Origin of the sequence: Sphingobacterium phlebotomi (assembly GCF_008180195.1) — a bacterium.
GTDB classification, from domain to species: domain Bacteria; phylum Bacteroidota; class Bacteroidia; order Sphingobacteriales; family Sphingobacteriaceae; genus Sphingobacterium; species Sphingobacterium phlebotomi.
Genome location: NZ_VTAV01000013.1, coordinates 14,857 through 34,351 on the forward strand (window position 1 = coordinate 14,857; position 19,495 = coordinate 34,351).

Consider the following 19,495-nt stretch of genomic DNA (forward strand, 5'->3'; position numbering starts at 1 on the left):
AAGGGAATCTTAATTTAGTGTATACACGATCTATTCCATTACCTTTCGTTTCGCTAAAAAACTGTCATATGTATAAGCATTGTATGGCAATATTCGCTGTGCGGCATACTTTGCCACGAAGCTCACAATCAAAATTGGGATAAACAGTTCAAACCCATTGGGGGCTAATCCGCAGGCCAAAAAGAGGGCAGTAAATGGGGCATAAATCGAAGCTGACAATGTTGCTGCAGCCCCTGCTAGTATGAAATTGATAACAATAAGATGAGTACCAAAAACCGTATTACAACATATAGCAAACCCCAGTCCTAATAATGCACCTGCAACGATACTTGGTGCAAAAACACCACCGTCTCCACCAGCTCCTAACGTTAGAGAAGCTGCAAGAGGCTTCAACAGTGCTATAAAGAGAAGTATGCCGAACGATAGCTCTCCTCCAATCATTGCCGTATCAACTACCTCTTTCAAGCCGTGATAGCTATCCCCATACAATAAAGGAAAACAAAAAATCATTCCCCCGACGATCAGTGCGCCGAGATTAACTCGTATAAAATTATTATTGATCTGTGAAAAAAACATTTTAACACGCGTAACCAATAATGTGAAATAGGTGGATAACAATCCGCACAATATACTTAAGAGGATGAAAAATGGCAACGCAACTACATACCAACCTTGAATTGTATAGGTAAAAAACGGATGGTTATCAAAAAAGTAAACAAATATACCTGCGATTATGGCTGCCGTAGTACATGCAAAAAAAAGCGTCTTATTGAATTTTCTAGCGACAACTTCCATAGCAAAAAGCCAACCTACAAACGGGCTCCCGAACAGTACCGCTACACCAGCGGTAACGCCGGCACAAATTAATTCCCGTTTGTACATCTTGGCGGCGAATCCTTTTTCATAGACCGCGTTGCCAATAGATGCAGTAGCGACCACCGTGGACACCTCCACACCGGTCGATCCGCCAAAAACAACCGTCAAAAAGCCATTGATATAATGAGACGGAATTTTAAATAATGGAAGATGATCTTTTCTATCATCTAATGTTTTGAAAATTTCGGTAAGTCCTTTATTCTTACGTTTATGAAACAACCATTTACGTAAAAAATAAATAGCGGTAATACCTATACTTGGAAATAGCAAGAAAAGCCATGTGTTTGTATCGAAAACCCATTCAAACATGTGTACTTCTAACCATTCGGTAGCGTGCTTTAATGTATAGGCCAATAAACAACAAACCAAAGCTATTCCTATGGAAACTATTGCAAGTTTCCAATAATGTTGTTTGATAATCTTATTTCGATCCACTTATATTTCTTTTTTATATTATTGATTTTCCCGAAATAGCATAAGGTCTATGTATTTCCAATGAATGAATGCTATTTCGACAAAGGAAGGAATAAATATAGAATACTACTGCATCTATCTAAAAAAAGCTTTCCAAATATTTGGAAAGCTTTTTCAATTTACTAATTGAATTTTAAGAATTCAACAACCGATCGTTGCTCCGTTGGGAATAACCGCATCCCGCTTGATAACCACGATACCATCGCGTATTGTATGTGTTGAAAAATCACCATCAGGTAAATGTATACCGCCTTTTATGCGCACATCATTTCCGATTCGGCAATTCTTATCGAGGATAGCATTTTCTATATAGCATCGTTCGCCTACGCCTATCGGCGGTGGTTGTTGTGTGTTGCCCAGATTGAGCACCTCTTCTAAATTTTCATAGTGATCTCCCCCCATCATATAGGTGGATTTGATGACCGTTCCTTTTCCTATACGCGAACGTACACCGATGACGGAGCGTTCTAATTTGTCACCATTCAAGATACAACCGTCGGCCACAATGGTATTGTTCAATGTCGTACCCGAGATCTTAGACGGTGGCAGCATCCTCGCGCGCGTATAGACCGTTTCATTAAAGAGATTGAAATCCGGTACGTCATCCGTCAATCCAATATTGGCATCAAAAAAAGAACGGATGGTTCCGATATCCGTCCAATACCCATCGAACTGATAGCTCAATACCTTTTGGCTCTCAATGGCATCGGGAATGAGCTCTTTCCCAAAATCCATTCCTGGGTTCTCGGCGAGCATGTTTCGTAATACGCCTTTGGAGAATACATAAATTCCCATCGATGCTAAATAAAGTCGCCCTTGCCGTTGCATGTCTTCAGAGACCTCAGACGCCCAATTCAAGACCTCTTCACTATCCGGTTTCTCAGTGAAGGATACAATTTCATTGTCTTCATTTGCTTTTAGGATACCAAAAGCCGTTGCATCTCTCGCATTGACCGGAATCGTCGCCAAGGTGACCTCGCTGCCGTTCTCCACATGAAAGTTAATCAAGGACGAATAGTCCATTTGATACAGTTGATCACCTGACAAAATCAGTACATAGTCATAATCGACATTGACCAAATTTTTCTGCGTACGTCGAACGGCATCTGCTGTACCTTCAAACCATCGGTCTCCCTCCAATGTTTGTTCGGCAGCGAGTATGTCCACAAAGCCCTTGCTAAAAATACTGAAATTGTAAGAATTCTTGATGTGCTGATTCAGCGACGCGGAGTTATACTGCGTCAAAACGAAAATCTTGTTATATCCGGAATTCAGACAATTGGAAATGGGAATGTCGACTAAACGATACTTCCCTGCAATAGGAACTGCTGGCTTAGAGCGCTGTTCTGTCAATGGAAAAAGGCGTGTTCCGCGTCCTCCTCCCAATACAATCGATACTACTTTGTGTGCCATACCATTAAATTTATAACCGGTTATACAAATCAATATATTGTTGAGCGGATTTATCCCAAGAAAAATCCAACTCCATTTCTTTTCTTCGAATCGTTTGCATTTTGCCTCGCTGTCCGATATAATCTAACGCGCGTTCGATAGCCGAAGCAGCATCTTCCGGAGTAGCCTCTGGGAAGACAAAACCATAACCTTTTTTCTCACTGACATCCCGTACGGTGTCTTTTAGCCCTCCTATTCTACGAACTATCGGAATAGTACCGTATTTCATAGCATACAATTGGTTCAATCCACAGGGCTCGACACGCGAAGGCATTAAAATCATGTCCGCGGCAGCATATACCTCATGCGCTAATGTTTCATTGTAGCCAAAGAACGCTGCTAAACGACCCGGATATTCCGTTAATAACTTTTCTAGATTGGTTTGAATCTGTGTATCTCCCGAACCTAAGATAAATATACTTATTTTATTTTCATTATTCGAAAAAACATTTACAACAATTTCCGACAACAAATCTGCACCTTTCTCCGTCGCGAAACGACCGATGTATGTCAATAGAGGCAGCGTTTCATCCAGCCCATATTTTTCACAGAATACTTTCTTATTTTTGGCTTTCCCCTTTTTGCTCGATTCGACATCGTAGTTAACCGGAATTAATTTATCCTCCCCTGGATTCCAGTATGCATCGTCAATACCATTGACAATACCATAACCTTTCGCTGCTTCCGAAAAGAATAAATCTTCCAACCCATTTGCTTGCCTGTACAACTCTTGGAGATACCCCTCACTAACGGTGGTAAAAGCATCACAACATTTTATAGCTACTGCCAACGGATTGATAAGCCCATCCCAATCCAACAACCCCCATTTCCATGTATCAAATGCTGGCAGCAAAATACCCTTACTCCAGTTCATCCAACCTTGGTACTGGCCATTGTGCACCGTAAATACGGTTTTCACGTTTTCAAATTCTTTAAAGTCTGAGGCATGCTTCGTTAAAAATGGAATCAGCCCCACATGGTGGTCGTGACAGTTGATAACATCGGGTTTAATCTGGCTATTTTTTAGCCAATGTAAAAAAGCGTGTTGAAAAGCTATCCATTGCTCCGCTTCATCCGGATAACAATATATTTCTTGTCTATCCAGCTTGCTAGGTATATGAATCAGATATAAGGGAAAACCCAGGCTATCCGAGGTTTCTTTCAACACCTCATAATGCAACTCTTCTGATCCTTGAAAAAAAGAGCCTTTGGCAATCGATGAAAAATTATGATCACGTGTAAACGGTTTATCATAAAACGGACAGACTACCCAGGCATCTACGCCAAGCTTACGCTGATATCTCGGCAATGCGCCTACTACATCGGCCAACCCACCTACTTTTGCCAATGGAAAACACTCCACACTCAAATGTACGACATGCATACTAAACTTGTTTAAGAATTAACCCACCCAACGGTGGCAATTTAAGTGTAATAGAATTTGCGTAGCCCATCCAATCTATCTCCTCGGAAAGCGCGTCATGCTGATGAATTCCACTTCCGTAATAGGACACATCGTCCGAATTGAGGATCACCTCCCATAGGCCATCCATCGGAACACCAACGCAGTAATCCCGTACTACAGGCGTAAGATTAAGTACAACCAACACATCATCCGACGGTGTGTTTCCACGGCGTAGATAGGCGAACACACTATTTTCATGGTCGCCAAGTTCTACCCACTGAAAGCCTTCGGGACTAAACGCCCGTTCATACAAAGCAGGTTGCGCCCGATATAGCAGATTGAGATCTTTCACAAATTGTTGCATCCCGCGGTGTGGTTCAAATTGCGTGAGGTGCCAATCGAGGGATTGGTTGACATTCCATTCGGAAGTTTGACCAAACTCCCCTCCCATAAACAATAGCTTCGTCCCCACAAACGTATACATATAAAGATATAACGCACGCAAATTGGCGAACTTCTGCCATACATCGCCCGGCATTTTATAAATAAGCGATTGCTTGCCATGTACCACTTCATCATGTGATAAAGGCAGCATAAAGTTTTCATGGAAGCTATATACTGTTCCAAAGGTTATCTTGTCATGATGATACCGACGATTAATGGGGTCTTCCTTGAAATAGTTCAACGTATCGTGCATCCAGCCCATCATCCATTTCATACCGAAGCCCAAACCATTTTCAAATGTTGGTTTGCTCACACCAGGCCATGAAGTTGATTCTTCTGCGATTGTCTGTACATCAGGAAAATGAGCATACACCGCTTCATTAAACTCCTTTAAGAAATGAACAGCTTCTAGGTTTTCGCGTCCGCCATATTCGTTCGGTATCCATTCCCCCTCATTGCGGGAATAATCAAGATAGAGCATAGACGCTACCGCATCTACCCGCAAACCATCTATATGATATCTATCCAACCAGAAAAAAGCATTCGAAATCAAGAAAGAACGAACTTCATTTCTTCCATAATTGAAGATATACGATTTCCAATCAGGATGGAAGCCTTTGCGAGGGTCCTCATGTTCGAAAAGATGTGAACCATCAAACTTATACAAGCCATGGGCGTCTCCCGGAAAATGAGAAGGGACCCAGTCCAGGATAACGCCAATATTATTTTTATGCAGGCTCTCGATAAGGTGCATTAAATCCTGTGGACTCCCATAACGGGAGGATGCCGCAAAATAACCCGTAATTTGGTATCCCCAAGAGGGATAAAACGGGTGTTCCATCACTGGCATAAATTCCACGTGCGTAAATCCCATTTCCTTAAGATAAGGCACCAACTTATCGGCAATCTCACGATAGCTCAGAAAACGCTCTGGGTCAGACGGGTCACGTAGCCAAGAACCGATGTGCATTTCGTATACGGCAAAAGGTTTGTCAAGCGCATTATACGTATGCCTTTGCCTCATCCATGTCTGGTCGTTCCACTGGTACCAGGTTGTACCCACAACAGACGCGGTATGCGGAGGTTGTTCATTCACCAATGCAAACGGATCTGCCTTCTCCAGATGTTCTCCCGTATTCGAATGAATATGATATTTGTACACCTCTCCTAACTTCAACCCTTCGATGAACCCCTCCCAGATACCACTGCTGTCCCATCGAACATGCAATTGATGGCTATGTGGATTCCACCCGTTGAAATTGCCGACTACGGAAACTGATGCTGCGTTAGGGGCCCAGACGGCAAAATGTACACCCTCTTTACCATTGTGTATTACCGTATGTGAGCCTAACTTCTCGTACAGTTTAAAATGTCTTCCCTCACAGAATAAGTTAATGTCGAAGTCCGTGAATAACGAATATACCTCTACTGCCTGCCCCATAATCCAAGTTATTTATAATTTTTATGAAATCGCTAACCGTCTGAATTCTTTTTCAACGGTGATGTAATCCTTCCCTTCTTCATCTACCAATATGTTCAGTACATCTCCATCTACTTCAATGTGGTGCACACTAAACGGAAGCCCGACAACGTAAATTTTATAGCTATCAAAACGTTCGTGGTATAATCCCTCTATATGTTGTACAATAGTTAAGCTATTTTGTTCACCCTCAACAATAAAATATTTTTCGTTATACACACTTTGTTCGTAAGCAAAGGTTTCACCATGGTCTGTATAAACATGGGATTCATATCGTCCTTGCCCCCAGTAGATATTTAATTTTAGCGCATCGATATTCTTTTCCATGGTGTATTGCATCACTGGAAATTCAGGAATTACGCTTCCGCCACGAATAAAGATGGGCATTTCGTCCAATGGTGTTTCCACATTATGTTCTTGTCCGCCTTCCAGTGCAGTATTGTCGAAGTAATAATACCAATTACCTTCTGGTAGATACACAATCTTCGATTGTTGACCCGGCTGAATAACAGGGGAAACAAGGATATTATGTCCAAAAGCAAATTCCTCCTCCCGTTGCAGATTTTCCAGTTTATGTTGTTCCAATAATGAAATAGGACGCAAAATCGGCTCCCTATACTTATACTGTCTCCAGAATACCGAATAGATGTACGGCAGTAACTTGTAACGAAGCTCAATAAACTTTTTGCAAATGGCTTCCCATTCCGGGCCAAAGCTCCAAGGTTCTCGATCACGTGTATCTCCTGCTGAGTGGACACGCATAAATGGCGAAAACACACCAAATTGCATCCAACGGGTATAAAGTTCACCGTCCGGCTCTCCGGTAAATCCACCGATGTCCGTACCACAAAACGAAAGGCCCGAAACGGATAAACGCTGTAACTGCAGTATACCAATCTTTAGATGTTCCCAAGTGGCTATATTATCTCCTGTCCATACAGACGAATAACGCTGTGTGCCGGCATAAGCCGCACGGGTAATGGTAAACGGACGCTTATTCTTTTGGAGTTTTTTCAGTCCATCATAGGTGGAACGCACCATCTGCATACCATATATATTATGCGCTTTACGGTGAGAGCCTCTAAATCCTTCGTAATAATGCCGCACGTCATCTGGGAATGTTCCACGCCCAAAAACAGCTGGTTCATTCATATCGTTCCAAACACCCGCAACACCATCTTCTACCAATCCTTTATACAAGGTTCCCCACCATTCTCGTACTTTAGGATTTGTAAATTCTGGAAATTGACAACGTCCTGGCCATACATAGCCTTCCATAAAGTAGTCGTCTCCACGGCGGCAGAAAAATCTATTTTCTTTCCCCTCGTTGAATACCCAATAATCTTCATCCACCTTAATGCCGGGATCTATCATCACAACGGTTCTAAAACCATCCGCGGCTAAATCTGAAATCATTTTCCGCGGGTCAGGAAAATAGCGTTTATTCCAGGTAAAACAACGATAACCGTCCATATAGTCGATATCCAGATAAATAGCATCACATGGTATCTGTCGTTTACGGAACTGGCTGGCAACTTCTCGCACATTAGCTTCTGGATAATAGCTCCATCGACATTGATGATATCCAATTGCCCACAGCGGTGGCATGTAATGTGTGCCTGTCAGTTCGTGATAACGTTTCACGACATCCATCATCTGTGGTCCATGAATGTAGTAATATTGTAATTCTCCACCCTCCGACCAATAACTTGCCTGGTCGTTTTGTTCGGCTGCAAAGTCGAAATACGTTCTAAACGTGTTATCGAAAAAAATACCATAGGCATCTCCACCTGTTACACCTATATAAAATGGAATGGTTTTATAAAGTGGATCCTGGTTGAACGCGAAACCATAGGTATCCGAATTCCAGTTCTGAAACCGCTTTCCGCGTAAGTTCAGATTGGTAGATTTATCGCCCAAGCCAAAGAATGCTTCATCTGGTGGGGTATGTTTGGTACAGTAGACATAGTAACCTCCAAAATCCGGATTCTCCTCCCAATGCATAGGCTGCTGGTCGGCATTCATAACCTTGCCATCCACGTTCTCAAATGAGACAAGAAAATCTTCTTTTTGGATTCGACAAACTACGACACTGGTTTTGATGAGAAAAGCATCGTCTATTTCCAAGATAGAGAAGGACGTTGGACGGATATCCAAATCTCGCTTAACAGCATAAGAGAAGTCATCAAGAAATAAGCTTCTTGGTGCTAAACGTACCCTGATGATTTCATCCGAAAACACCTTCACTTCTACACTAGCTTTCCCATCTGTAAAGACATATACATTCCCTTTCTTAACATACGAAAGTACCTTATTCAAGTACTTTTTTTCCACGGCGGGCACATCAAGCACGGGGTTGTTGACGTGATGGACATTATCTAAAGTTTCCTCCTCTAATATATCCGTAGCAATCTCTCCTTTTTTTTGGGATTCAGCCATATTCTTTTCTATTCGTTTAACTTTATATTGATATACTTTGCTATTAAAGTACAATAATTTTTAGAAAAAAGAAAACAAAAAAATCCCCGCCGATATGGTGGGGATTTTTTTGTTGGGGTTTTCAGTATTATTTATTATTCAGCTGTTACACCTTTAAATACGTCTCCAAAACGCGAGAATGTCTCATTGGCGACTTCGATCGCACGGTTGCGTACATCGAGATTTTCACCGTACTGATTCAACACGGCGACAAACTTGCCCCACATCTTGCCTGTATCTTCTCCATAGCCAGAAAAGAAAGATGTTCCTTTCGTCACACCATATTTATTTAACATCTGTACGATGTATGGACCGCCCATGATAGAACCTTCCAATACATACAGCGCGCTCAATGCCTCCAACGTATTGTTTACCACTGGAGCAATCGCTTCAGGCAGATTATCTACATTTCCGCCAAGCTCTTCAATATCCGCTTTGATATGCGATGAATTACGACGTTCCGTGTAATCGGGCAATACTTCCGGTGTGATAAACGGTGCAATGCTTTTTTCTACTGCGTTGAAATAAGCATAAAAATTTTTAAGCACTTCTGCATAATCCGCCTCCGATTGGACGGCCTTGAGCTGTCTCACCACCATACCTTCCAAGGTTTGGTGAGCCCCCTTCGTGTTTTCCTTGATATTTTGACTTAACATATCTTTTCTATTTAAACTGATTCTATGCAAAGATTAGTATTAATATACCGTATTGTATGCTGAAATCCGACGTTTTTTGTCTGCAAAATGACATTTCACACAGCTATCGAATCTCAAAAGTATTTTTATCACCAGGAATCAAAACATATTCAAACGTAGCATACATAATAGCTTCTCCTCGCTTCCATTGTTCTTGGTTGAATAAGCCTTTGTAACAAGAAATCATTTTGATTTTCGCATAATCTCCATTCGCGGTTTTCACGATAACCGTACGTGGCTTGATAACAGTTTCATCTTTTTTGGTAATAGGTTCAGCCAATGCATAGGCTACATGTTTATCCTCTTCTGCTCCTTCGCGCACCAGCTTTCCATCAAAGTCGTACAAATACCAGCCCATTCCTGCACCAAAGAAACCTTGATCATCGGTACCTATTATATCTTTACCAGTTTTGAATTCCATATCTGAAGGGAGTTGTTCTACATCGTCAAATTCGCTTTCTATGATAGCAATTCCTCCTACCGCACTATTCCCTGCGCCATAATTTTTTTCGTCAGACCCATTGTTACCCGATAAAAAACTTGTAAACATACCTCCAAAAGCTAAATCCCATTTAGCAGAACTGATCTGATCCTGTGGTATCGATTTATTCTCCGATAAGCTGTAAAAATAAAGACCGGATTCATTCTGCTCTGATCCTTCGTCAGTCGGTGCTATAGGTAAATTCTCTACGCGGATAAGTTTGTAATAATTTTCGTTATCTTTAATATCGTCGTCTTCACTAACCTTATTAATATCCTGATAATCGATAGCATAATAGATATAATTCGTTGGGCCACTTTCTTTATTTGGTGTTTCGTCAGAATAGATACTCCTTATCTGAAATTTAAACTGTGGTTCCCCGTCTTTCAAAAGCACTAATGTACGGCCTGCCACTGCCTCTACTGTATGCGTCTGCATATTGTATGTCGCCCAACCGGTAGCTCCTGGAGCAAATGCAATCCCCATTTTCTCTACAGCCGTAAAATCATCGTCAGCTCTCACCGCTCCAAATCTTTTATCTATATAGGATAAGGAATATCCTTTTGCCGTATTGGGTTCAACACCCATTGCCTGACTTTCCGCAATCCAGATCAAAGGAGCCTCTTCAGCATCAACAGCATCATTTTCTTTAAAATCAAAATAGAATGTTGTTGCTACGTTTTCCGTTGCCTTACCGTCCTCAATGGCAAATTGCCGGAAATTACGCAAAGCATATCGTTCCCCATCCCGACTAATTGTTCCTTGCGTATTTGAGGTTGTTGATACATTGACCAAATCTTTCGTCTCGCCATCTTTGACAACGACTTTCGGCTGATGTTCTTGATCAGTGTCGTCATCTGATATGTGATTGTCCTTTTCACACGCCGTGAATCCAACCGTAATAAAACATGCTATTGCAGCAATTCTAAATAATTTGTTCATTATAAAATAGTTAAAAAGTTATCAAAATGTGATTTCTAAAACCGTAAATTATTCGCTTGTTCTTAAATTTTTACTACCATCTACCTGCACATAATACCGAAAAGTAAAATATGGAGCTGGCCAATTCATATTCGTGACGACGGGTGGATTTCCTTTGTAAGCATTGATCAGCTGTAGTTTTGCGTATTTACCGTCCGGCAATCGAATAACATAAGTCCGATTAGGCAAGGGCTGCATTAAGTGTGTATCCAAGCTATATCGGAACCAGCCGCTGGACGATTCGGAAAAAGCCCAACCGATACGGTCGACGTCGCTTTTATCAAACTCTTCGTCACTCGGCGCAGTTGTCACCGCTTCATAGGGTTGATTTATCATCAAAACCGCCGTGTTCGTCGCTGGGCCGTCAAATCCTGGACTCCGTTGATGCTGAGCATTGTTGATATGTACTTCAGAATTGTACTCTCTTGTGAAGGCAATATCCCAATCTAATGTTTTCAGCCATTTCAAAGAATCTTCTTGCGTCTTAATCCATATCTGTCTTTGATCCCGAAATCGGAATAAAAAGGTATAGGCATCTCGTTGTTCTTTACCGTCTACATCTTCTCCCATAGAAGCCTCCGTATCTCCCGGCAGGTCATAGATCACTATACTGCGACCGTCCTCTAACACAGGCGTTGCGTCGTCGTCCTTTCCACAGGCTTGCACCATAAACAATACAACAGCTCCCAACAGGCATCTGCCAAATTTTCCTAACGCAACAATGAATTTTAACTCATTGATAATGACATCTCTAGTTCTCATCATATTCATATTTTTATTTTCTTACCCTTTTGCGGCGATCACTCCTTAAACCATCGGTAACTCAAGCCACCTAATATAACTCTGCCCGGTTGTCCAGGCATGTATCGATGCGTGAATCCCAGTAAGTTATCTGCGATCAGCCGTAGGGTCAACTTGTTCTTCCACAACCTCTTCTCAATGGTCAAATTTAACAGCGTATGATCTGGAACAAAAGCATCGTATTCATCGATAAACTGATTACCGTTAATTTCTTGGAAAGGATATCGTCCACGGATATTTGCTCGTAGATTGAACGTCATGTTCCACGGTTGGTATTCATACGTCGCCTTGAGGTTGACCATATGACGCGAACGATCCTCGATTCCCCAATAATCTCCCGCTTTTACTGGGCGAGATTCTCCTGTTATCGGATTGTTGATCATTTGATTATAGGGATAGTTGCCAGCACGGATACTATCCAGTACCGATAAATCCTTAGCTATCAAATATTGGTATCCTACGGATAGGTTTAGATTCTCCAAGGGTTGATAACCAATAGACATTTCAAAGCCTTTGTTAGCCGCACGAGGCAAATTTCGATAGGTAAAAATTTGCCCTACTGTCGTACCATTCCCTACTGCTACTGCATTTATCTGATTTGCTATATGATGATAAAATATGGAAGTCTCCGCGCGTAAACGATTATTGGGATTCCAGATAAAACCTACGTTACTGGACATACTATTTTCAGCTTTCAGATTACCGGCCGTTAAATTAAGCATATATGAATTTTGGAAGCTCAGTTCTCCACTCCTATCCAACGCCTCGATCACCTCACGTATCTGGTCGGTTCCTACTACCATATAATTTGCGGCTGGGTTATAAAAAACCTGATAACGCATCTTGTAGTCCGGAGCCTTGAATCCAGCTCCAATACCTGCCTTCATTAACCATTCTTCAGATAGGTTATATTGAATCCCCAGACTCGGACTCACACGTCCACGATAAACATTCGTGTGATCATATCTTAATCCGGTTGTTGTCCGTAGACGCGTTAGTGGTTGCCATTCCGCCTGCAAATAGGCAAAAGCAGTATTTAAATTTCTTTCTTGACCCAAATCCTGATTATCCATCACCTCTAAACTCCCTCCGATTCCACCGGTTAGTTGAAGTGTACTAAAAGGTGCGTATGCAAACTGCTGTTCTATCCGATGCACTTGCTGTCCAAATTTTTCTGCTCCGATTAACGCGTTTTGGTTAATCCAGTTAGCACGCATTTCATTTTCGTATCGGGTAAAATAGTAACGGCTCATACTTCTTATACCATTTACGAAGTTATGGTCATAGCTTGCTGAGAGGTTCAAATCACGATCCGTTTGCTTATCTTCGTTCACCCATTCATCCGACCACATATTAACCATTTCGGAATTCCCTTCGGTATACCGCGCGGTAAAACCAATGGTGCCGTTTTTGGACAAGCGATATCGCGATCGCCCCTGAAAGCTATAATTACTATATGGAGGAATTGTTGTCCCTCCGATCATATATTTCGAGTCTGTATTGAAGCCATCTGTCTTGTAATAGTTTCCCGAGACAACCACCGAACCTCGCTGATTTGCAAAGGGTGTTTCAGCTTCGACAGTCGCATCAACCGTATTTAAACTGCCATATAATAAAGAAGCATGCGTCTGTGGTGTAATTGCACCGTGACGTGTAATGATATTGATCGCTCCCCCCAGTGCGTCACTCCCATATAAACAAGAAGAAGCTCCCTTTATAATTTCAATACGTTCCACATTTGTCACGGAGATACGAGACAAATCAAAATTGCCATTATTCCTGCCCAACATCGGTTGTCCATCGATCAAGATCATCACATAGTTGCTGCTAAAACCTTGCACCTGCACGCCAATAGCACGCGATCCACTAGCAATATCATTGACCACAGCAACTCCGGTCTGTTCTTTCATGATTTCGTCCAACCGTCGGCTCCCCATGAGTTCAATTTCTCTACGCGTAATTACTGTAACAGGCATAGCCGCATTTTCAGCCTTTATCAAATTGTCCACTGCTGGTTGTTTTCCCTTCACTTCTATACCTTCTATCGCATAGCTTTCAATCTCAAGTTCGATATCCAAATCCACATCGTTACCTTCTAATGAGATATCAAGTTCTTGCGCAGTATATCCAACGTGCTCCACGCGTAATTTATAGGCCCCTTCATACAGCCCTGTAAAGTGGAATCGCCCTTCTTTATCAGTCTTCAAGACGTATTGGTCGGGCCATAATGTTAACAATATCTGATCCGAGTTCTCTCTTAAATCTGCTAATCTCACTTTTCCTTCTATTGTGTATTTTTCCTGTGAGACCACGCTTAGCGGAAGCGACAGCAACAAATAAAAAAGACATTTTTTTAAGACCTCTAATCGACCAAACATTATTTTTAATTATTCTAAATAATAATTGCAAAAGAACTAAATGAAATCGAAAAATCTATATGATTTCCGTCAAATTATGTATGAAAACTGACATAACTGAAAACAGCAGGGTAAAGAAAACAATAATAAAACGTTATTTTTCAACCATTTACCATTTAAAAAAAGTAATTAAATCATCAAAAGAACTTCATCAATCACTTGTATTTAGACTAATTATTGCTTTGCTTTGTATCACTAAAACGGAAATGTTGTGAAACCATAGAAACAAAAAATAAAGAGATGAAATGGATAATAAAAAAATATAGTCTGATGCTATTTCTGCTCATCATGGTACTTTTCGTGGAGGCAGCCCCCAGACGTATTATTACTTTAAATAGTGCATTGACGGAGACGGTATTCGCCTTAGGCTTTGGTTCGTCGATTGTAGCTACTGATGTGACGAGCGAATCGCCGGCTGCGGCTGCGAAATTACCGAAAGTTAGTAAAAACAGATCCGTATCGTCAGAAGGTCTGATTCGTTATAAACCTGATATAGTCCTTGCTATTGAAGGCGAAGTTTCCCGTGCCGTCATACAACAATTGAGAGCAGCAGGAGTTAAGTTCGTTGCTATTCGCCAACAGTACTCAAATAAAGGCGCTTTAAATTTCATTCAAGACGTAGCCAATGCATTGGATGAGACCGATCGAGGAAAAGAACTGGTAAACACAACGCAGAAAGCACTTCAAGAAGTTGAACTGTCCATCAAGAAACAGTCTTTTACCAAACCGCCAACAGTGCTCTTCATTTATGCCAGAGGAACCGGAACTATGAGTGTAGCTGGAAAAGGCAGTAGTATAGATGAAATCATAAAACTGGCGGGAGCACAAAATGCGGTAGAAGAATTTGCTGATTTTAAACCCTATACTACAGAAGCGCTGGTCAGTGCAAATCCAGACATCATCCTGATGTTCGATTTTGGTCTTAGTAGTCTCGGCGGAAAAGACGCGATGCTTAAATTACCGGGTGTACGCCTAACCAGTGCAGGAAAGAATAAAAGAATAATCCAGTTGAATGGCCCGTTGCTCGTCAACTTTTCCAATAGGCTACCTGAAGCTATAAAAGAACTTCATTCTGCTATGAAAACCGTATATAAGTAAGAAGTGAAATGATTCTTAAACAACGCATCGTACTCGTGATTCTTGTAATCACCATGGTATTAACGGCAATTATATCGTTAGGGTTGGGAGCATTCAATATCCCGACAAAAGAAGTGTTTATCGCATTGGCGAACAAGATAGGACTATTGCAAAATACGAACACTGACGAGATGTATGCAGATGTACTTTTTGCCATACGTATGCCACGTGTATTATTAGGTATGTTAGTAGGCGCTGCTTTGGGTATATCCGGTGCGGCTATTCAGGGAATATTTCGTAATCCACTAGCTGAGCCCGGACTCATCGGTATATCGGCTGGTGCATCACTCTTTGCGGTATTGATCATTGCTTTCGAGACATTACTCTTCGTAAGCCTCTCAGCAGTATTAGGGTATTATCTACTGGCATTTGGCGCCTTTGTAGGCGCTGGTTTGACAGCATTTACCGTTTACCAAATATCAAAAAAAGATGGCCGTCCGAATATCACGACGATGCTTTTGGCCGGAATTGCTATCAACGCACTCGCGGGTGCCCTCACCGGATTGATGACCTACATGGCTACCGAACAACAATTACGGACTATTACTTTCTGGATGCTTGGTAGTTTAGGTGGAGCAACATGGGAAAACCTAAGCGCCATATTTCCATTCATCCTACTTCCTTTAGTCTCTCTTCCGTTTTTTAGTAAGGCACTAAACGCATTCGCCCTTGGGGAAGAACAGGCCGCATTATTGGGGATCAACACCGATTATACAAAACGGTGGGTCGTCTTGTTTTCCACATTAGCCGTCGGTGCATCTGTTGCTGTATCGGGTATTATTGGCTTTATCGGTTTGCTTGTACCCCACACCGTTAGGTTGCTTGGGGGTGTAGATTATAAATACGTATTAATCGGATCTATGCTACTCGGCGCGATGATATTAACGTTAGCCGATGTATTATCTCGTACCTTGATAGCGCCTATAGAATTACCCATCGGCGTCATTACCGCATTGCTCGGGACACCCGTTTTTCTCTATATTTTGATAAAAGAAAACAAATAATAACAACTATTTCTAAGTTTCATGTTACGTATAGAACAATTATCATATGAAATAAAAGGTCATCGTGTATTGAAAGATATATCTCTTCAAGTACGTAAAGGAGAAGTCGTAGCCCTGCTGGGTGCGAATGGAGCTGGGAAATCAACCTTGATGCGACTTATTTCCGGCGAATTAAAAGCTACGTCCGGTAATATAATGCTGCTGGAGAAATGCATTGATAAATATGATAACAAAACCTTAGCTCGTGGCCGTGCCATGCTAAGCCAACAGCATGCCATAAATATGGCATATACGGCAAAGGAATTGGTTGTCATGGGTCGTTATCCGCATTTCCAGTCATCTCCCTCGGCGCAGGATTGGAAGATCGTGGAAGAAACCATGGCTATCTGTGGTGTTACTGATTTTGCCGACCGCGTGTACCTCAGTCTATCCGGTGGTGAACAGCAGCGCGTACAATTGGCACGCGTACTCAGCCAGTTATGGGACAATCCAGATGCACTACTTTTATTAGATGAACCCATTTCCGCATTGGATTTACATTACCAACAGAAAGTCTTGTCCATCGCGAAAAGTCTGTCTCGATTGGGTTTTATGGTACTGGTTATTTTACATGACATTAACATGGCATCTTTATATGCTGATCGAATCATTATGTTAAAAAATGGTCGTAAATGGTTGGATGGCACACCGAATGAGGTACTGAACAGCAAGAACATTTACTCTATTTTCTCAGTCGAATCCTTGATAAGCATAGATAGCCATTCCTTAAAACCACATATTCTTTTTAAAGAGATGCGTGTGGATCCCCAGTTCTTTAATCCGTCTTTACGACCCTGTCCTAATCCCGAGAACTCCCAATCGTTACATTACACACCAATAAACGAAAAATAATTACAAGTAACAGGAGAAAGACCAAAAACAAAAAATATGTTTCACTAATATTCAGACGGTTAAAGTTTATGTTGATAAAAAGTAAAATCATAGAATTAGACGAATGGCTTTTTATAGAAGAAATTCCAGATCAGTATCTACCTGATAAACCGCTTGTGGAAAAACGGGAAGAAATTGTGCGAAGTCCTATCGTTATGCACAACTTCCAATTATCAACAAGTGGACTTTTCATTCTGCATACACACATGCAAGCAGATCGGCCCGCTCACATTTACACCGAGATCGAGGGAGAAGCCATTACCAGTCAATTTATCTTTTTCAAGACCCCAAACAGTAAACTCCCATATGGCATGAGTCGTCATAATATCCGTTATATTCCAACCATAAAAAATACCCATGAGATCAAAGCGGGAATAGAATACACTTACTTTATTGCCGTTATATCAAAAGAATACTATCTCAATCTAATAAAAAAAGACTCTCTATTGCACAAACACTTCGTTGAACAAATAGAGAAAGGTGATTACACATCTTTTGCCGAAGAAGATCAAATTGCAACCTATGAAATGCAACAAACGATTCGAGAACTTATAGATTCCAAAAAAACCGGAGAGATTCGTAGATTACATACGGAGTCACGTATTGTAGAACTGCTCATGTATCAATTCGAACAGTATAACGAAAAAACCGATAATAGAGGTTCTTCATCACTATATGAAGAAGATAATGTTAAAAAGTTAGAATTGGCCCGGCAGATACTCGAGCAACGGATGGCCAACCCTCCTAATCAAAAAGAATTGGCACAAGAAGTTTTTATGAGCGAAAGTAAGTTGAGAAAGGATTTCAAGGAATATTTTTCAGTAACGGTACATGATTATCTTACACGAATCCGTATGGAAACAGCGCGTGTCATGCTGCTGGAAGAAAAAATATCGGTATATGAGGTCGCCATACGCACGGGTTATGGACATCAGAACAATTTTAGCAGTGCTTTCAAGAAATATTATGGTATCTCCCCTGGCGAGGTAAAGACCGGAAAATGATACGTTGTTTGAACTATTTACTACGAATAGCTTCTACAGGATCAAGTTTGGCCGCCTGAATAGCTGGCACAATACCCGCTATTAAACCAATAAGCGTAGATAACACCGTTGTCAGAATCACCATTTTCACACTCACGACAATAGTCACACCGGCTAAGGCCCCTACCAAAGCCGCAAGCCCATACACAATCAGTAGTCCAATTCCCCCGCCGATGAGGCACAACAGGATGCTTTCTATTAAGAATTGAGATAGAATAAAAAACTGTTTCGCGCCCAACGCTTTCTGGATGCCAATGAGATTGGTACGTTCTTTTACACTAACGAACATAATATTGGCGATTCCAAAACCACCCACAAGGATAGAAAAAATACCGATAAAAAATCCGGCAAGGTTGATAATACCAAACATCTGGTCGAGCTGTGCTGTAATAAGGGTCGTTTGATTAACCGAGAAATCATCTTCACGCTGAGGAGGTAGACGGCGGGCAGATCGCATAATACCAATCAATTCACTTTCAGCTTCGTCCAATGAATATTGTCGCTTAACTTCAATCGCTATACTAGGACCGTAATGTTCGTAGTTCACCAGATTACGAGCCAATGTGAACGGAATATAGGCAACATCGTCATTGGAGACATTGATAAGCACACCCGAACCCTCCCTCTTTAACACACCAATTACCTGCATTTTCCGCCCCAACAGTGTAACATATTTGCCAATCGGAGTCGTGTTGGGAAATAAGCCTTCAGCGATGTTCGCTCCCAAAATTACACTATGGCTTCCAGCACGTGATTCCTGCTCTGTAAAATAGCGTCCGTCTACCACATCGAGGTTTCTAATTGAATACATCTCGTGCGTAACGGCTGTCACGTTAATATTTGATGCCGAATTATTTCCGTATTTAGCTGTAGAATTAGATATATTAATAGAATAAGCTACTTCTTCAGCCGTGGTCATCCTATTCCTTACTGATTCATAATCTGCATATTTAGGTTCAGGACGATTAACATATTTCCACCAAGGATATTCTCCGCCACCACCCCAAGGCCATTTTTCTACATATAACGTACGACTTCCTATTTTACGCACCGATTCCTCCAGATTATTCCGCAAGGTATCAACAGCGGAGAAAACACCAATAATCGTCATAATCCCAATAGTAACCCCCAATAAAGACAATAACGTGCGTGTACGGTTATCACGCAACGCTGATAGCGCAAACAAAAAACTTTCTTTGATAAGGGTTAAAATCAAAAACATATATAGGGATAAAAGTAAATATTTTTTTTCGTTTTATTATGCTTAACTTTGTAAGCATTTTTGAAACCTAAACCGAACTGAATTGTTAAGGTTTCAACAGAACAGAAAATATCGAAGCGAAAAATGAAACCGAAATGTAAATAATACAGGTAACACAAGGCTGTCATTATTTACA

At 41.3% G+C, this 19,495-nt stretch carries 14 protein-coding genes; 4 read left to right on the forward strand and 10 right to left on the reverse strand.

The genetic code is table 11. The features are described 5' to 3' along the window. Positions 1-30 precede the first annotated feature (30 nt). The 9 genes from FXV77_RS16020 to FXV77_RS16060 form a co-directional block, all read right to left on the reverse strand. Entirely contained in the window at positions 31-1,311 is a 1,281-nt protein-coding gene (locus FXV77_RS16020; protein ID WP_148920253.1) for a chloride channel protein, read from the reverse strand. A gap of 180 nt (positions 1,312-1,491) precedes the next feature. Beyond that, the gene (locus tag FXV77_RS16025) at positions 1,492-2,763 is read right to left on the reverse strand and encodes a glucose-1-phosphate adenylyltransferase (RefSeq protein WP_148920254.1); all 1,272 of its coding nucleotides are present in this window, start codon (positions 2,761-2,763) and stop codon (positions 1,492-1,494) included. Between the two features lie 10 nt (positions 2,764-2,773). Then, complete coding sequence (locus FXV77_RS16030; RefSeq protein ID WP_148920255.1) at positions 2,774-4,186, reverse strand: glycogen synthase; 1,413 nt, start codon at positions 4,184-4,186, stop codon at positions 2,774-2,776. Between the two features lies 1 nt (position 4,187). Beyond that, entirely contained in the window at positions 4,188-6,092 is a 1,905-nt protein-coding gene (glgB, locus tag FXV77_RS16035) for a 1,4-alpha-glucan branching protein GlgB (RefSeq protein WP_148920256.1), read from the reverse strand. 21 nt (positions 6,093-6,113) lie between these two features. Continuing rightward, a complete protein-coding gene (locus FXV77_RS16040; RefSeq protein ID WP_148920257.1) occupies positions 6,114-8,570 on the reverse strand; it encodes a glycoside hydrolase family 31 protein in 2,457 nt (818 codons plus the stop codon). A gap of 134 nt (positions 8,571-8,704) precedes the next feature. Beyond that, positions 8,705-9,265, reverse strand: coding sequence for a biliverdin-producing heme oxygenase (locus FXV77_RS16045; RefSeq protein ID WP_148920258.1), 561 nt, complete (start codon positions 9,263-9,265; stop codon positions 8,705-8,707). Positions 9,266-9,368: 103 nt separating this feature from the next. Beyond that, positions 9,369-10,727 carry an HmuY family protein gene (locus FXV77_RS16050; RefSeq protein ID WP_148920259.1) on the reverse strand — a complete coding sequence of 453 codons (1,359 nt, stop codon included), beginning with the start codon at positions 10,725-10,727 and terminating at the stop codon, positions 9,369-9,371. A gap of 48 nt (positions 10,728-10,775) precedes the next feature. Then, entirely contained in the window at positions 10,776-11,531 is a 756-nt protein-coding gene (locus FXV77_RS16055; RefSeq protein WP_187444161.1) for an HmuY family protein, read from the reverse strand. A gap of 35 nt (positions 11,532-11,566) precedes the next feature. Beyond that, positions 11,567-13,945, reverse strand: a complete 2,379-nt coding sequence (locus tag FXV77_RS16060) for a TonB-dependent receptor (RefSeq protein WP_148920261.1) — start codon at positions 13,943-13,945, stop codon at positions 11,567-11,569. Positions 13,946-14,224: 279 nt separating this feature from the next. On the opposite strand from FXV77_RS16060, the gene FXV77_RS16065 reads away from it, so the two are divergent. The 4 genes from FXV77_RS16065 to FXV77_RS16080 all read left to right on the forward strand — a co-directional run bounded on the left by FXV77_RS16065 (position 14,225) and on the right by FXV77_RS16080 (position 18,059). After that, complete coding sequence (locus FXV77_RS16065; RefSeq protein WP_148920262.1) at positions 14,225-15,082, forward strand: heme/hemin ABC transporter substrate-binding protein; 858 nt, start codon at positions 14,225-14,227, stop codon at positions 15,080-15,082. 8 nt (positions 15,083-15,090) lie between these two features. After that, positions 15,091-16,125, forward strand: coding sequence for a FecCD family ABC transporter permease (locus FXV77_RS16070; RefSeq protein WP_148920263.1), 1,035 nt, complete (start codon positions 15,091-15,093; stop codon positions 16,123-16,125). A gap of 21 nt (positions 16,126-16,146) precedes the next feature. Beyond that, positions 16,147-17,016 carry a heme ABC transporter ATP-binding protein gene (locus FXV77_RS16075; RefSeq protein WP_148920264.1) on the forward strand — a complete coding sequence of 290 codons (870 nt, stop codon included), beginning with the start codon at positions 16,147-16,149 and terminating at the stop codon, positions 17,014-17,016. A 68-nt stretch (positions 17,017-17,084) separates the two neighbouring features. Next, entirely contained in the window at positions 17,085-18,059 is a 975-nt protein-coding gene (locus FXV77_RS16080) for a helix-turn-helix transcriptional regulator (protein ID WP_148920265.1), read from the forward strand. Positions 18,060-18,072: 13 nt separating this feature from the next. On the opposite strand, the gene FXV77_RS16085 is transcribed toward FXV77_RS16080, so the two are convergent. Next, positions 18,073-19,320, reverse strand: coding sequence for an ABC transporter permease (locus FXV77_RS16085; protein ID WP_148920266.1), 1,248 nt, complete (start codon positions 19,318-19,320; stop codon positions 18,073-18,075). Between the last annotated feature and the right edge of the window lie 175 nt (positions 19,321-19,495).

What these genes read in the sequence shown, in the direction of transcription:
- FXV77_RS16025 (WP_148920254.1), bottom strand. Translation starts at nt 2,763, where the DNA reads ATGGCACACAAAGTAGTATCGATTGTATTGGGAGGAGGACGCGGAACA.
- FXV77_RS16030 (WP_148920255.1), bottom strand. Translation starts at nt 4,186, where the DNA reads ATGCATGTCGTACATTTGAGTGTGGAGTGTTTTCCATTGGCAAAAGTA.
- glgB (WP_148920256.1), bottom strand. Translation starts at nt 6,092, where the DNA reads ATGGGGCAGGCAGTAGAGGTATATTCGTTATTCACGGACTTCGACATT.
- FXV77_RS16040 (WP_148920257.1), bottom strand. Translation starts at nt 8,570, where the DNA reads ATGGCTGAATCCCAAAAAAAAGGAGAGATTGCTACGGATATATTAGAG.
- FXV77_RS16045 (WP_148920258.1), bottom strand. Translation starts at nt 9,265, where the DNA reads ATGTTAAGTCAAAATATCAAGGAAAACACGAAGGGGGCTCACCAAACC.
- FXV77_RS16050 (WP_148920259.1), bottom strand. Translation starts at nt 10,727, where the DNA reads ATGAACAAATTATTTAGAATTGCTGCAATAGCATGTTTTATTACGGTT.
- FXV77_RS16055 (WP_187444161.1), bottom strand. Translation starts at nt 11,531, where the DNA reads ATGATGAGAACTAGAGATGTCATTATCAATGAGTTAAAATTCATTGTT.
- FXV77_RS16060 (WP_148920261.1), bottom strand. Translation starts at nt 13,945, where the DNA reads ATGTTTGGTCGATTAGAGGTCTTAAAAAAATGTCTTTTTTATTTGTTG.
- FXV77_RS16065 (WP_148920262.1), top strand. Translation starts at nt 14,225, where the DNA reads ATGAAATGGATAATAAAAAAATATAGTCTGATGCTATTTCTGCTCATC.
- FXV77_RS16070 (WP_148920263.1), top strand. Translation starts at nt 15,091, where the DNA reads ATGATTCTTAAACAACGCATCGTACTCGTGATTCTTGTAATCACCATG.
- FXV77_RS16075 (WP_148920264.1), top strand. Translation starts at nt 16,147, where the DNA reads ATGTTACGTATAGAACAATTATCATATGAAATAAAAGGTCATCGTGTA.
- FXV77_RS16080 (WP_148920265.1), top strand. Translation starts at nt 17,085, where the DNA reads ATGTTGATAAAAAGTAAAATCATAGAATTAGACGAATGGCTTTTTATA.
- FXV77_RS16085 (WP_148920266.1), bottom strand. Translation starts at nt 19,320, where the DNA reads ATGTTTTTGATTTTAACCCTTATCAAAGAAAGTTTTTTGTTTGCGCTA.